Origin of the sequence: Pigmentiphaga soli, from assembly GCF_039541095.1 — a bacterium.
GTDB classification, from domain to species: Bacteria; Pseudomonadota; Gammaproteobacteria; order Burkholderiales; family Burkholderiaceae_B; genus Pigmentiphaga; species Pigmentiphaga soli.
In genome coordinates, this window is sequence record NZ_BAABFO010000017.1 from 76,395 (window position 1) to 90,049 (window position 13,655).

The following is a 13,655-nucleotide window of genomic DNA, read 5'->3' on the forward strand; positions in this document are numbered from 1 at the left end:
ACAGTCGAAAACGACTAAGGCAGCTCCAGTTCGGCCAGCAGCGGCGCGTGGTCCGACAGCCGCGTCCACGGCCGGCCCTGCAGCACGCTGGCGCGGCGCACCGAGAAGCCGCGCTGGTAGATGCGGTCCAGCCGCAGCCAGGGAAAGACGACGGGAAAAGTGCGCGGGGGACGGGGCGTCAGCGCGCGGTCGCCCAGGCCGATGCGAAGCGGCGCCGCGGACACCAGGGGCGGCCGCAGCATCGACAGGTCGCGGTTGCGGAAGGCCTGCCCCAGCGCGCGCACCGACATCCGCGGCCGCGGCTCCAGGTCTCCTCTCAGCGGCGCCGTGGCGAACACTTCGTGCAGGTCGAGGCGGCGCACCAGGATGCCGGACAGCACGTTGTTCCAGTCGTTGAAATCGCCGGCGATCAAGACCGGCGCGCCGGCCGGCACCTCCGACTCGATGCGGGCGATCAGCGCGGCGGCCTGGCGCACGCGGCTGCCGGCGAACAGCCCGAAATGGACCACGAAACAGTGCACGATGCGATTATCGATGTCGATGCACGCATGCAGGATGCCGCGCTGCTCCATCGCGTGGTCGGAGATGTCTTCGTTGACGTGCGACACGATCGGGAATCGCGACAACAGCGCATTGCCGTGATCGGTATGGCGATAGACCGCGTTGCGGCCGTAGGCGGCCTCCAGCCGCAGCGCGGCGGCCAGTACTTCGTGCTGCTCGTGCAGCGTGCCGCGCTTGTCGTTGCGCCCCTGCACTTCCTGCAGGAAGACCAGGTCGGCCCGCAGGCCGTGCAGGCCGAGCCGCAGTTCGTGCAGGGACTCGCGGCCGCCCAGTGCGGAACGGCCCTTGTGGATGTTGTAGCTGACGATACGCAGGCTGCCCACCGAGACTCCTAGTAACGATGGCGAAAAAGTGTACTCCAGGCCCCGCGGCAGCCGGGGGCGGCGCTATCATCGGCCGGATACCTGTCCACAAAGCCGAAGGAGTTGTGCCATGAACGCGATCAAGGTCGGCCTCATCGTCGGCAGCCTGCGCAAGGAATCGATCAACCGCCGGCTGGCCGGCGCGATCGTCAAGATGGCCCCCGCGCAGCTGCAATTCGAAGACATCCCCATCGGCGACCTGCCGCTGTACAACCAGGACCTGGATACCGCGCTGCCCGAGCCGGTGCAGCGCTTCAAGCAGGCGGTGGAGTCGGCGCAGGCGCTGCTGTTCGTCACGCCGGAATACAACCGCTCCTTTCCGGGCGTGCTGAAGAACGCGCTGGACTGGGGCTCGCGCCCCTGGGGCAAGAGTTCGTGGCCGAACAAGCCGGCCGGCGTGATCGGCGCCTCTGGCAGCCCGGTGGGCACCGCGCTGGCGCAAGAGCATCTGCGGCTGGTGCTGGCCGCGCTGGACGTGCCCACGCTGGCGCAGCCCTTCGTGTTCGTGCAGCATGCCGAAGGCCTGTACGACGACAGCGGCGCCATCGCCAACCAGGTCGTGCGCAACTTCGTGCAGGGCTTCGTCGACCGCTACGCCGCCTTCGTGACGCGGCACGTGGGCTGAGGCCGGGGCCCGCCCGGGCGGGCCACCGCCTTGCGCCTTGCTCTACTGACGCGGCAACCCGAAAAACGTCGGGATCGACGCGCACAGCCAGCCCACGATCATGGCGCCGCCGCCGAACGGCGCCGTGCCCCACAGCAGCTTGACGCCGGCCAGCTGGCGCAGCGCCAGGTCGCCCGAGAACAACAGGGTGCCGGCGATCAGCAGTACGGCGGCGGCGGTCAGCGCCGGGCGGGCGCGGTCCACGTGGGGCATCAGCGCGGCCAGCCCCAGCACGGCGCAGGCGTGCAGCAACAGGAACAGCGCCGCGGTGGACAAAATGGCGCCGCCGGCCAGGTGCGTCGCCATCGCGGCCAGGATGACGCCTGCCGCCCCCATCGGCGCGGCGAAGGCAAGCAGTACTCGTGAAGATGTAAGCATAGGTCCCCCTACGCGCTTCGCGCGCCCCCCCAGGGGGCGACGCTGGCGGACCGGCGGAGCCGGATGCGCTGCGTCCTGGGGGGCGACGGTGCTGGGTGATAGAGGTGCATTACTTGGCGAAGACCTGGCTGAGATCGCCGAAGGCCTTGAACTCGAGCGCGTTGCCCGAGGGGTCGAGAAAGAACATGGTGGCCTGTTCGCCGACCTCGCCCTTGAAGCGCACGTAGGGCTCGATGATGAATTCGGTGCCGGCGGCGCGCAGCTTGTCGGCCAGCGCTTCCCACTGCGCCATCGACAGGATGGCGCCGAAGTGCCGCACCGGCACGTCGTGGCCGTCGACCGCGCTGGCGCTGCGGGCGCCGGCCTCGCCCGGCGACAGGTGGGCCACGATCTGGTGGCCGTAGAAATCGAAGTCGACCCAGGCGTCGGAGCTGCGGCCTTCGGGGCAGCCCAGCAGGCCGCCGTAGAAGGCGCGTGCCTGCGCCAGGTCATCGACCGGGAACGCGAGATGGAAGAGCGGCATGCTGGACATGGAAGTCTCCGTCTGGAATGAAACCGCTTATTGCACCGCCTTGATGTCGGCGTTGCGCAGCCGGATGTGCAGTTCGCGCAGCTGCTTTTCGTCGACCGGCGAGGGTGCGTGGGTCAGCAGGCACTGGGCGCGCTGGGTCTTGGGGAAGGCGATCACGTCGCGGATCGATTCGGCGCCGGTCATCATCGTGACGATGCGGTCCAGGCCGAAGGCGATGCCGCCGTGCGGCGGCGCGCCGTACTGCAGCGCGTCCAGCAGGAAGCCGAACTTCAGGCGGGCTTCGTCGGCGTCGATCTTGAGCGCGCGGAACACCTTGCTCTGCACTTCCTCGCGGTGGATGCGCACCGAGCCGCCGCCGATCTCCCAGCCGTTGAGCACCATGTCGTAGGCCTTGGCCAGCGCGGCGCCGGGATCCGACGTGAGCAGGTCTTCGTGGCCGTCCTTGGGCGCGGTGAACGGATGGTGGGCGGCGGTGTAGCGCTGCGCCTCGTCGTCGTACTCGAACATCGGGAAGTCGACCACCCACAGCGGCTTCCAGTCGCCTTCGAGCAGGCCCTGGCGGCGGCCGAATTCGCTGTGGCCGATGCGCACGCGCAGCGCGCCGATGGCGTCGTTGACGATCTTGGCCTTGTCGGCGCCGAAGAACAGGATGTCGCCATCCTTGGCGCCGGAGCGCGACAGCACCGCGGCCAGCGCGTCGTCGTGCAGGTTCTTGACGATAGGCGACTGCAGGCCCTCGCGGCCCTTGGCCAGCTCGTTGACCTTGATCCAGGCCAGCCCGCGCGCGCCGTAGATGCCGACGAACTGGGTGTAGGCGTCGATCTCGCTGCGCGACAGCTCGGCGCCGCCAGGCACCCGCAGCGCCACCACGCGGCCGCCGTCGCTGTTGGCGGCGCTGGCGAACACCTTGAAGTCCACCGTCTTCATCACGTCGGTCAGGTCGGTGAACTCCAGCCTGACGCGCAGGTCGGGCTTGTCGGAGCCGAAGCGGCCCATCGCCTCGCTCCACGGCATCACCGGGAACGGGTCGGGCAGCTCGACGCCCTTCACCGCCTTGAACACGTGGCGGATCATGTTCTCGAAGATCTCGCGGATCTGCTGCTCGTTCAGGAACGAGGTCTCGCAGTCGATCTGGGTGAACTCCGGCTGGCGGTCGGCGCGCAGGTCTTCGTCGCGGAAGCACTTGACGATCTGGTAGTAGCGGTCGAAGCCGGACACCATCAGCATCTGCTTGAACAGCTGCGGCGATTGCGGCAGCGCGTAGAACTCGCCGGCGTGCACGCGCGACGGCACCAGGTAGTCGCGCGCGCCCTCGGGCGTGCTGCGGGTCAGCATCGGCGTTTCGATGTCGATGAAGCCCAGGCTGTCGAGGTACTTGCGGACCTCGATCGACACGCGGTAGCGCAGCATCAGGTTCTGCTGCATCTGCGGCCGGCGCAGGTCGAGCACGCGATGCGTGAGGCGGGTGGTTTCCGACAGGTTGTCGTCGTCGAGCTGGAACGGCGGCGTGACCGACGGGTTCAGGATCTCGATCTCGTGCGACAGCACTTCGACTTCGCCCGACTTCAGCGCGGGGTTGACGGTGCCCTCGGGGCGGCGGCGCACCAGGCCCGTGACCCGGATGCAGAATTCGTTGCGCAGGCGCTCGGCGATCTGGAAGGTATCGACGCGGTCGGGATCGCAGACGATCTGCGCCAGGCCTTCGCGGTCGCGCAGGTCGATGAAAATGACGCCGCCGTGGTCGCGGCGGCGATGCACCCAGCCGAACAGGGTCACGATTTGTCCGAGGTGCTCGCTCGAGACCTGGCCGGTATAGCAGGTACGCATGGGATCTCCGTCTAGATTGGGTAAGTGTCGATGGCTCGGGGCGGGCGGGGCAGGGCCGGCGCCGCCTGCGGCGGCCGGCCGGCGCGGCCGCGCATCAATTGCCGCGCGCCGGATGAACCGGCGCGACGACCCCCATCGACACGATGTATTTCAAGGCTGCGTCCACGGTCATGCCGAGTTCGATCACGTCGGAACGCGGCATCATCAGAAAAAAGCCCGACGTCGGGTTGGGCGTGGTGGGCAGGTATACGCTCACATGCTCGCCCGGCAGGCGGGCGGCGATCTCGCCGCCGGGCGCGCCGGTCAGGAAACCGATCGACCACGAGCCCTGGCGCGGATACTGCACCAGCACCGCCTTGCGAAAGGCCTGGCCGTTGGGCGCCAGCACCGTGTCGCTGACCTGCTTGACCGAGGTGTAGATGGACCGCACCAGCGGGATCCGGCCCAGCAGCCCTTCCCATACTTCCAGCAGCTTGCGCCCCAGCAGGTTGGCGGCAAATATGCCGGTGGCCAGGATCACCACCACCACCAGCGCGAAGCTGAACCCCGGGATGTGGCGGCCGAACAGCGACTCCGAGCTGAGCATGGTGGGCACCACGGCTTCGAACGTCGACACCACCACGTCGATCACCCATACGGTGATCACCAGGGGAATCCAGATCAGCAGGCCGGTAATGAAGTAGCGTTTGAACACCGGGGTTCCAGAAAAGGCATGCGGGCCGCGGGCGGCGGCCGGCCGGGGTCAGGCGGCGGCCGGCGGCGTGGAGGCGGCCTTCGATGCGCCGGACGACTCCGGCGACGAGCCGGCGGAAGACGCGGCACCGTCGCCGGCCGGCTTGGCCCCGCCTTCCGCCGGCTTGGCCCTGCCCTCCGGCGAACCGGACGACGCGGCGGCCGGCTTGGCGCCGCTGCCGCCGTTGCGGAAATCGGTCACGTACCAGCCGGACCCTTTCAGCTGGAAGCCGGCCGCGGTCAACTGCTTGGCAAACGTCGACTGCCCGCACGACGGGCACTCGGTCAACGGCGCGTCCGACATCTTCTGCAGCACGTCTTTCTCGAACCCGCAGGCGGTACATTTGTAGGCGTAGATAGGCATCGCCAACGCTCCTGAGGCATCGCCCTGGCAAGGCCCGGACAGGCGCAGGACGCGGCCGGGCCGGCGCGCGGCCGCGATGGCGCGCCGCGCGCGATGATTGATCAAAGCCCAGGATTTTAGCGGCTTTTTTGCCTATTCAGCGTACCAATCGAGGATGCGGCGGATCCGGCTCCGCCGGGACGCGCGAAGCGCGCAGGGACCTCTACGACAAGAACATGGCGGCCGCCACCGCCGTGGGCAGCGCGGCCCCCGCCAGCAGGCCCAGCGGCCGCACCGTGCCGTCGGGAAATTCGCCCTTCAGGATCGAAAACCCGGCCGGATTGGGCGCGTTGGCGATCACCGTCAGCCCGCCACCCGTGACCGCCCCGGCCACCAGCATGTAGCGCCAGAGGTCGGACGTACCCTCGACCAGCGAGCCGAGATAAGTCAGCGCCGCGTTGTCGGTAATGGCCGTCAGCGCCGTGGCGCCCCAATACAGCGCCACCGGCGGCAGGCCGCCGAGCAGATCCTGCAGCCACCACTTCTGCAGCCCGCCGAGCACGATCAGGCCGGCCAGGAAGAAGGCAACCATCAGGCCCTCCTTGATCAGCAGCCGGGATTGATGCCGCTTGTAGGCCTCGGTATAGCCGATGAACAGCAGGAACAGCCCGACGAAGACGGCCGGATGATGGGCGTAGACCACCACCCCGGCCAGGAAGGCCAGGTGCACCAGCGCCACGCTCCACGGCACCGGCGCGGCGGCGCGCGGGCGCGGCGCGTCGGCCGGCGCCGCCGCCAGCGGGCGCCGGAAAACCAGGGTCGCCACGGCGGCGTTCAGCAACACGGCGCAGGCCGCGCGCCAGCCGAAATGCGTGGCCATGTGGGCCGTGTCCCAGCCGAAGGTGGACGCCACCATCAGCACCGGCGGCGCGGCATAGGCCGTCAGCACGCCGCCGATGGAAACGTTGACGAACAGCACGCCCAGCGTCGCATACTTGAAGCGGGCATCGCCGACGTGGCGGAAATGCGAATCGCGCAGCATCACCGCCGCCAGCGTCATCGCCGCCGGCTCGGTAATGAAGGAACCCAGCAGCGGCACCAGCGACATCAAGAGGAAATAGCCCGACACCTGGCGCCGGCCCGGCGCCACCGCCGCCAGGCGATCGACGGCGCCGCTGACCACGCCCAGGATCGGCCGGCTGGCGGCGATCACCATGATCGCGAACACGAACAGCGGCTCGGTGAAATTGCGCTCGTCCATGTAGGCCACGGCCGCCTCGCTGCCCGATAACAGCGCGATCGCCGCCAGCAGCACGAAGGCCCAGACGCCGAACACGACCTCCACTTCGGCCAGCAGGTGCCAGACGCCGGCATGCGGCCCGCCGCGATGCGCGAGGCGGGCAAAGAAGGGAACGGAAAAGGTATGCAGGACGGCGATCGCGAACAGGACGGTGGCGATCAGTTCAACAGGGGTGGGAAGCTGACCAGGCATCGATGGACCGGAAAGATATGAAAAAGGGCGGCACCCCGAGTGTAGCCGCCCTGTTTGCCGCGCCGGTGCGCAACCTGGGGAAAATCAGGTGCGCAGCGTGCGGATCGTTTCGTCCAGCTCGCGCGCCTGGTTCTGCAGCGACTCGGCCGACGCCACCGACTGCTGCACCGCCGCCGCCGACTCTTCCGAATACTGGGCGATCTGCTCGACGCGGCTGGCGATCTGTTCGGAGGCCGACTTCTGCTCCATCGCCGCGTTCGAAATATCGGCGATGACCTCGGCCGTGCGGGCCGCGGCCTCGCGGATGCGGGTCAGCACCTCGCCCACCTGGCGGGCGCCTTCGGCCGAACGCTGCATGTCGGTATTGACCTGCCGCATGGCCTCGGCCGCCACCGTGGTCTGCTTCTGCACCGAAGAAATGACCTGGGCGATCTGCGCGGTCGAGGCCTTGGTGCGCTCGGCCAGCCCGCGCACCTCGTCGGCCACCACAGAGAAGCCGCGCCCTTCCTCGCCGGCGCGGGCCGCCTCGATCGCGGCGTTCAGCGCCAGCAGATTGGTCTGCTCGGCGATTTCCTGGATGGTCTTGACCACCGCGGAGATCTGCCGCGACGAGGCTTCGAGCTCCTGCACCACGCCGGCCGAACTGGCGATCTGCTCGGCCATCCGCTCGGTATCGGACACGGCCTGCGACACCACCACCGCGCCCTCCTCGGCCGCCGTGGTCGACGCCTTGGAAAAGCCGTTGGCCTCGCGGGTGTTGTCGGCGATCTGCGAGATCGACACGGTCAATTCTTCCACCGCGGCGGCCACGCCGCTGGCCGCCTCGGACTGCACTTCCGTGCCGCGGCCGATCTGGTGCAGCGCCTGCAGGGTCTGCGTGGTGGCGCTGGCCACCTGCGAACCGGTGGAGTTCATCTGCTGCGCCAGCTGCGCGATGCGCAGCCGGGTGGCGTTGATGCGGTCGGCCATGACGTGGATCTCGTTGCGCGAGCCGCGCGGGCCGGCGGGCACGTCGCGCGTCAGGTCGCCATCGCCCAGGCGCGTGATGCCGTCGACCACGTCGCGCACCGGACGCAGCGCCCCCGACATGCGCAGGAAGATCAGCAGCCCGGTCACGATGCCGCCGATCATCACCAGCCCCACGATCATGGCGGTGCGGATGTATTCCTCGCGCAGGAAGGCCGACTTCGACCCGCTGGCCACCAGGATCCAGTCCCAGTTCGGCACGGCGCGGAAGGCCACGAACTGGGTGTCTTCGTCGGTGCTGAGCTTGGCCTGCAGGAAGCCGCTGTCGGTATCGACCATCTGGTCGAAGAAAGTACGGTCTTCGGTCGGCACGTCGCCGATCTTCTTGCCCTGGTAGATGGGGTGAAGCAGGAACTCGGCATCGCCGTCCACCTTCTGCGACAGCACGTAGAGATGGCCGAACTCGGCCACGGTGGCGTCCTGCACGAACTTCAGCACGCTGGCCACGTCGTCGGTCAGGTCCACCTGCAGCGAAATGCCGCCGTACATCTTGCCGTTGTCGTCGTTCAGCGGCCGCACGTAGGTGGCGTACCAGCGGCCGTTGCGGTAGACGACGTTGGTGGCCGGCTGGCCCGCATCGAGCGTGGTGGCGACGAAGTCGCCGGCATCCAGCGGGGTGCCCGTGAGCGGCTGGCCGTTGGCGTCGCGCTGCAGGGTGGCCACGCGGATCCACCGGTTGTTGTTGCGCACCACCAGCTCGGGATCGGCGCCGGTGTAGCTGCGCATGCGCTGCAGCAGGGCCACGTTGCCGTTGAGCACGTTCTCGCCCGCGCGCACGGTCATGATGTCGCCGGCCACGCCGGTGGGGGTGGTGGTGCCGTCGGGCGACGGCAGCTCGCCCATCATGCGCTGGAACACCAGCAGCTGGCGCTCCACGCGCACTTTCGCGGAATCGAAGGCCAGCATCAGGCTGTTGCTGGTGCTGACCAGGGCATCCTGCATCTCGCGCTCGACAGTCCGCTGCCCCGCCTTCACCGCCTGCCCGGTAACCACGACCGCCATGACGATCGAGACGACCGCGCAGGTCGACAGCGCCAGAATCAATACCTGTTTGGCCAGGGAACGCGTCCCCAGGCTGAACGATATGGACATAAACCCCACCTTTTATAGTCGACCCCCGTCCGGCCGAAGCGGACGTGTGGTTCTTTACGGCAGTTTGACAGCCGGGTTGAGCCCTTTTTTACAAAAGGGAGGGCACACCTTCTGGCGGGTTGGGGCTGTTTTCCGCTTGAACGAGGCGGCGCCGGCAGCCCGGCCGGGCTGGATTGCCTGGGTCCGGGACGGAATATCGCCGCGCGCAATGGCAGCTAGTGCTTGCCTACTGGTGTCCGACCCGGCGCCAGTGGGCGAAGCTGATCGCTGCGACCGCTGCCGTCAGCACCGCCGACATCACGGCGAACGCGCCGGTGACGGTGAACGCCTCCGAGAACGAACCCACCAGCAGGTAGCCGAACGGCATGGTGCCGTTGTAGGCCATGCCGTACATCCCGACCAGCGCGCCGCGCACGGCGTCGGGGCAGCTGCGCTGCATCGTGGCGTTGGTGGAGGTGGCGGTGAAGGTGAGGGAAAAGCCCAGCAGGAAGAAGCCGGCGGCGCTGGTTGCCGCGCCATGGGCGGTCGCCAGCATTGCCAGCGCAACGCAGCAGGCCCATGGCGTGAAACGCAGGAAGCGGAGCGATAGCGATCCGCCCAAAGCCGACGACAGCAGCAGCGCCGCGCCCAGCGAGCCCAGCCCGGAGCAGGCGAAGAACAGGCCGGTGTAGGCGGCGGCGTCGTGGAAGACCTGGTCGGCCAGCAACGGCACCAGCGTCTGGTAGCTGCCCGCCAGCAGGCCCATGCAGGCGAGGATGGGCATGTACTTGGCGGTGAAGCGGTCGTCCAGCACGTAGGCCAGCGCCGCGCGCAGGCCGCCTTGCGGCTGGCCCTTGGTCTCGATGTGCGCGCGCACCGTGATCGACCGCACGCAGTGCGCCATCACGACCAGCGCGGCGGCGTAGCACAGGAAGGAAGCGGTTTCGCCCAGCGTGGGGTAGATGATCGCGGCGATGCTGGGGCCTACCATGCGGCCGACGTTGTAGACCATGGTGTTCATCGCCACCGACTGCGGCACCAGCGAGGCATCCTGCAGGCTGGATACCAGCAGCACCTGGCGGACCGGCGACTCGGCTGCCGTCAGGATGCCGATCACCAGGGCCAGTGCCAGGATGACCGGCAGGCGCAGCATGTCGAAGGCCGATAGCAAAGCCAGCAGGCAGGCGACCCCCATCGACACGTACAGCACGGCCAGCGTGGCGCGCCGGGAGTTGCCGGAAGTCACCCGCGCGCCCACAAGCGGCGCGATGATCAGTTGAGGGCCGTACAGCAGGAAATTCAGCAGCGCCAGTACCGCCGCCGAACTCGACAGGTGGTAGACGACCAGGTTGAGCGTGACGTTCTGGGTCCAGCTGCCGAGCACCGACACCACTTGGCCCGTCAGGTAGCGCCGCAGTGTGGGCTCGGCCAGGGCCGGGAAAACGCGTTGCAGCGCCATGACTGGAGGGGAAGGGGCGAAGCGGAGATGTTAGCGCATGCCGCCGCTCGAAGCCGGACGGACGCCGAATCGGGCGAGATCGACGACACAGGAGAAGCCATGAGGTAGTTGCGCGCACACCTGGAATGGAGACACTGACGAGACGATTCAAACAAACATATATTTCTGTTTTTAGTCTATTTTAATAAAATATACGTTATGGCAAGGCGATCCGAAGCCATCGACTCCATGCCATCCGCGGTGCAGGCGCACTTGCGCGTCCTGGGCGAAAACCTGTCCATCGCACGCAAGCGTCGCCGGGAATCCATGAAAACATGGGCTCGGCGTATCGGCGTATCCGAACCGACGCTCATGCGGATGGAAAAGGGAGATCCCAGCGTCTCCATGGGCGTTTATGCTACGGCCCTGTGGTTGATCGGCCGCTCTCAAGCCATCCCAGAGCTTGCCGCGCCGGAACATGACCGGGGTGCGCTGGAAGAAGCGGTCCGGGCGGCCAAGTCGCGATCCGTGCGCAAGCAGCCGTCGCTCTATGGCATGCCGGAAACGCCAGACAGGGATGAAGGTGGCGAGCCATGATGGCGTTCGATCTCAGTCGCTACCGGCCCAGCGAATCGCTCTATCTGTGGTGGCTGGCCAACCCGGCATCCCCACGCTTGGGAGTTTCTTCCCAGGGAAAAGGAGACGGCCGCCGGCGCAGTCGACGATGCGCGGCCCGACCGCTGGGGCGAACGCGTCATCCGCGTTCTGGACAAACCGCCCCGCCTGTCCGTGCTGGATTTCCTCTTTTATGCGGGCGACGAGCGTTTCGGTGCCCTGGGCGTATCCATCTCGGCCGAACAATACGTGGCGCGCGCCACGGGCCCGCTTCCCCGGCTTGAAGATGTGGCGGAGATTGAACAAGCCGTCTGCCAAGTCATGTCGGGCGAACCGGTGGCAGAGGAGAAGCGCAGGCTGATTACGCCAGGCGCAACCATGGGGGGCGCGCGCCCCAAGGCGCTGCTGGCCCTGAATGGGCAGCCATGGGTATTGAAGTTCAACGAACCCGGCGAACCCATCGATATGTCGTTGGTCGAGCATGCCACGATGACGCTGGCCGAACGCGCCGGCATCCGGGTCGCGCGTACGCTGCCGGTGAAGGTTCGCCATGGCCATGCCGTGGCAGTGCAACGCTTCGACCGGGTCGGAGCCAGACGCATACATGCCCTGTCCGCCAATGTGGTGCTCAAGGCGGCGGGTGAAGAACTCGGCTATCCCGAGTTGGCCCAATGGCTGCGCAGGCGCGGGGTCGCGGCCGGCGGCGTGCATCTCGAACAAATGAGGGAACTGTTCCGGCGCATGGTCTTCAACATCCTGATGGACCATACCGACGACCATGAAAAAAACCATGCCCTTCTCATGGCCGACAGCGGGGAGTATGAACTTTCGCCGGCCTTTGATGTGCTGCCGTCGGGTCAGGCACTTGGGTTTCAACAGATGAGGGTTGGCGCTGCTGCAGCCGATTCGACGCTGGAAAACGCGCCTTCCGAGAGCCGGCAATTCGGCTTCAAGAAGGGCGAGGCCGAGGTAGAAATAAAGAGGGTATGCACAATCGTTGCAGGCTGGAAAGAACATTTCCGCCATGCCGGCGTGAGCGATACGGACATCGACTTGCTGACCAGTCAGGTTGATCGACCATTTCTGGCTGGTCAGCGCAAGAAATCATGAAAGACGCTGACTAAAAGGCCTGCAGTCTTTACGACCAAGGGAAGGCCTACAAACCAATTTGTTTGAGGCTATCCCAGCGGAATATGGTGAGTGGCTGCTATCGACCCAAAGCAGTCAATGAGTGATCTCCCCGAAAAGAATATTAGGGCCCAGGCCCGTTAAGGTATCGCTCCAATGCCAAGTTATTGTGGCTATTGAAGCCCTCCGGGATAAGGCCCTCCTGCGGAGAGTACAGCAGCCCAGCATATGGATCGACGTCAGCAGGGATATACGGAATCGGCGCACTACTGCGTTGGCTGCTCCCCTGTATGTACATGGCAACTCCGCTGATAAGCCTCACCAGCGCGATACCGTGTGCCCGAGCGAACTCAACCGCGCCCTCTTGAAAAGCGGATGTACTAACAAGAATTGCCTTGTTTGCGCCGAGCGATAGTTGCTTTTGGTGTAGGGCTTGAACTAGCTCTCTCTTGATAGGGTTCTTATGCTTTTTACACTCAACGAGCGTCTTGAACTGAACCCCGCCAAGCGCTTTGAAACGCACAACAACGTCAATTTCGTACTCACCGTCAGCGCCGCTAAGAATCTCGCGGTGAGCAGCTGAGAATGAGTCCAGCTCGTGTCCGACAGACTCAAGCCACATCTTTACTTGGAGCTCGTACTCTTCCGGCGTGATGTTTGAGGTGCGCTTGAACTTTGTCATGGGCCTTAATTACAGATCACAAATAGACGACAAGCCGCTGGTGACGATTTATCGCTTAAAAAAATAGAATCTAGTCGAGCTCATTGGCGCAAAACCTACTGCCATCTTTTAGACAAACCTAAAAATCTGCGGACGGAACGACTGTCCGCTCCTGGCCGATACCAGTCTTCGACATATTCCCACATACAAAAAACCCGCAGCACATACAGCTGCGGGTTTCAATAGCTTAATACAGCCCATCAGGATCAAAACGGAATGTCGTCATCCATATCGGCAAAGTTGGGCGCCGGGCTGGACGACGAGGCGCGCTGCCCGCCACCGCTGGACTGCCGAGCCTGACGCTGCGGCGGCGCCGAATCACCGCCGCCATAGCTTTCACCACCACCCCCGCCACCTTCACGCCCACCCAGCATCTGCATCTGGTCAGCCACGATTTCCGTGCTGTAGCGATCGGCGCCAGTGTCCTTATCCTGCCACTTGCGCGTCTTCAACCGCCCTTCCACATAAACCGAGCGCCCCTTCTTCAGATATTCCCCAGCAATCTCAGCCAGCCGGTTGTAAAACACCACCCGATGCCACTCAGTCTCTTCCTTCCGTTCCCCAGTATTCTTATCCTTCCATTGCGACGTGGTAGCGATCGAAACATTGCAGATCGCCGCGCCGTCCGGACTGTACCGGACTTCGGGGTCTCGGCCCAGATTGCCGACGAGAATTACCTTGTTGACGGATGCCATGCCACTCTCCAGTTGATTCCGTATGCGATGCGCGACTGCGCGGGGACCACGGCACGAACGCCACAGGCGC

At 65.9% G+C, this 13,655-nt stretch carries 14 protein-coding genes; 3 read left to right on the forward strand and 11 right to left on the reverse strand.

Annotation, left to right across the window (positions count from 1 at the left end; genetic code table 11):
- Positions 1-14: 14 nt before the first annotated feature.
- Entirely contained in the window at positions 15-884 is an 870-nt protein-coding gene (locus ABD927_RS16950; RefSeq protein WP_345251021.1) for an endonuclease/exonuclease/phosphatase family protein, read from the reverse strand.
- Positions 885-993: 109 nt separating this feature from the next.
- On the opposite strand from ABD927_RS16950, the gene ABD927_RS16955 reads away from it, so the two are divergent.
- Complete coding sequence (locus ABD927_RS16955; protein WP_345251022.1) at positions 994-1,548, forward strand: NADPH-dependent FMN reductase; 555 nt, start codon at positions 994-996, stop codon at positions 1,546-1,548.
- Between the two features lie 42 nt (positions 1,549-1,590).
- On the opposite strand, the gene ABD927_RS16960 is transcribed toward ABD927_RS16955, so the two are convergent.
- The 8 genes from ABD927_RS16960 to ABD927_RS16995 all read right to left on the reverse strand — a co-directional run bounded on the left by ABD927_RS16960 (position 1,591) and on the right by ABD927_RS16995 (position 10,447).
- Positions 1,591-1,965 (reverse strand): DUF423 domain-containing protein, encoded by a 375-nt coding sequence (locus ABD927_RS16960; RefSeq protein ID WP_345251023.1) that lies wholly within the window; start codon positions 1,963-1,965, stop codon positions 1,591-1,593.
- A 109-nt stretch (positions 1,966-2,074) separates the two neighbouring features.
- Positions 2,075-2,497 carry a VOC family protein gene (locus ABD927_RS16965; RefSeq protein WP_345251024.1) on the reverse strand — a complete coding sequence of 141 codons (423 nt, stop codon included), beginning with the start codon at positions 2,495-2,497 and terminating at the stop codon, positions 2,075-2,077.
- A 27-nt stretch (positions 2,498-2,524) separates the two neighbouring features.
- Positions 2,525-4,324 carry an aspartate--tRNA ligase gene (aspS, locus tag ABD927_RS16970; RefSeq protein WP_345251025.1) on the reverse strand — a complete coding sequence of 600 codons (1,800 nt, stop codon included), beginning with the start codon at positions 4,322-4,324 and terminating at the stop codon, positions 2,525-2,527.
- A 94-nt stretch (positions 4,325-4,418) separates the two neighbouring features.
- On the reverse strand, positions 4,419-5,018 hold the full coding sequence (locus ABD927_RS16975) for a DUF502 domain-containing protein (RefSeq protein ID WP_345251026.1): 600 nt from the start codon (positions 5,016-5,018) through the stop codon (positions 4,419-4,421).
- Between the two features lie 48 nt (positions 5,019-5,066).
- Positions 5,067-5,420 (reverse strand): FmdB family zinc ribbon protein, encoded by a 354-nt coding sequence (locus ABD927_RS16980; protein ID WP_345251027.1) that lies wholly within the window; start codon positions 5,418-5,420, stop codon positions 5,067-5,069.
- 202 nt (positions 5,421-5,622) lie between these two features.
- Complete coding sequence (locus ABD927_RS16985; protein WP_345251028.1) at positions 5,623-6,891, reverse strand: putative Na+/H+ antiporter; 1,269 nt, start codon at positions 6,889-6,891, stop codon at positions 5,623-5,625.
- Positions 6,892-6,975: 84 nt separating this feature from the next.
- Positions 6,976-9,009 (reverse strand): methyl-accepting chemotaxis protein, encoded by a 2,034-nt coding sequence (locus ABD927_RS16990; RefSeq protein WP_345251029.1) that lies wholly within the window; start codon positions 9,007-9,009, stop codon positions 6,976-6,978.
- Between the two features lie 226 nt (positions 9,010-9,235).
- The gene (locus ABD927_RS16995) at positions 9,236-10,447 is read right to left on the reverse strand and encodes an MFS transporter (protein ID WP_345251030.1); all 1,212 of its coding nucleotides are present in this window, start codon (positions 10,445-10,447) and stop codon (positions 9,236-9,238) included.
- Between the two features lie 198 nt (positions 10,448-10,645).
- Here ABD927_RS16995 and ABD927_RS17000 point away from each other — a divergent pair, with 198 nt between their 5' ends.
- Together ABD927_RS17000 and ABD927_RS17005 are read left to right on the forward strand one after the other, a co-directional pair.
- On the forward strand, positions 10,646-11,023 hold the full coding sequence (locus ABD927_RS17000) for an XRE family transcriptional regulator (protein ID WP_345251031.1): 378 nt from the start codon (positions 10,646-10,648) through the stop codon (positions 11,021-11,023).
- Positions 11,024-11,215: 192 nt separating this feature from the next.
- Positions 11,216-12,151, forward strand: a complete 936-nt coding sequence (locus ABD927_RS17005) for a type II toxin-antitoxin system HipA family toxin (protein WP_345251032.1) — start codon at positions 11,216-11,218, stop codon at positions 12,149-12,151.
- Positions 12,152-12,293: 142 nt separating this feature from the next.
- On the opposite strand, the gene ABD927_RS17010 is transcribed toward ABD927_RS17005, so the two are convergent.
- Together ABD927_RS17010 and ssb are read right to left on the reverse strand one after the other, a co-directional pair.
- Positions 12,294-12,851: a restriction endonuclease gene (locus ABD927_RS17010; RefSeq protein WP_345251033.1), complete on the reverse strand. Its 558-nt coding sequence runs from the start codon at positions 12,849-12,851 to the stop codon at positions 12,294-12,296.
- 245 nt (positions 12,852-13,096) lie between these two features.
- The gene (gene ssb, locus ABD927_RS17015; RefSeq protein WP_345251034.1) at positions 13,097-13,585 is read right to left on the reverse strand and encodes a single-stranded DNA-binding protein; all 489 of its coding nucleotides are present in this window, start codon (positions 13,583-13,585) and stop codon (positions 13,097-13,099) included.
- Between the last annotated feature and the right edge of the window lie 70 nt (positions 13,586-13,655).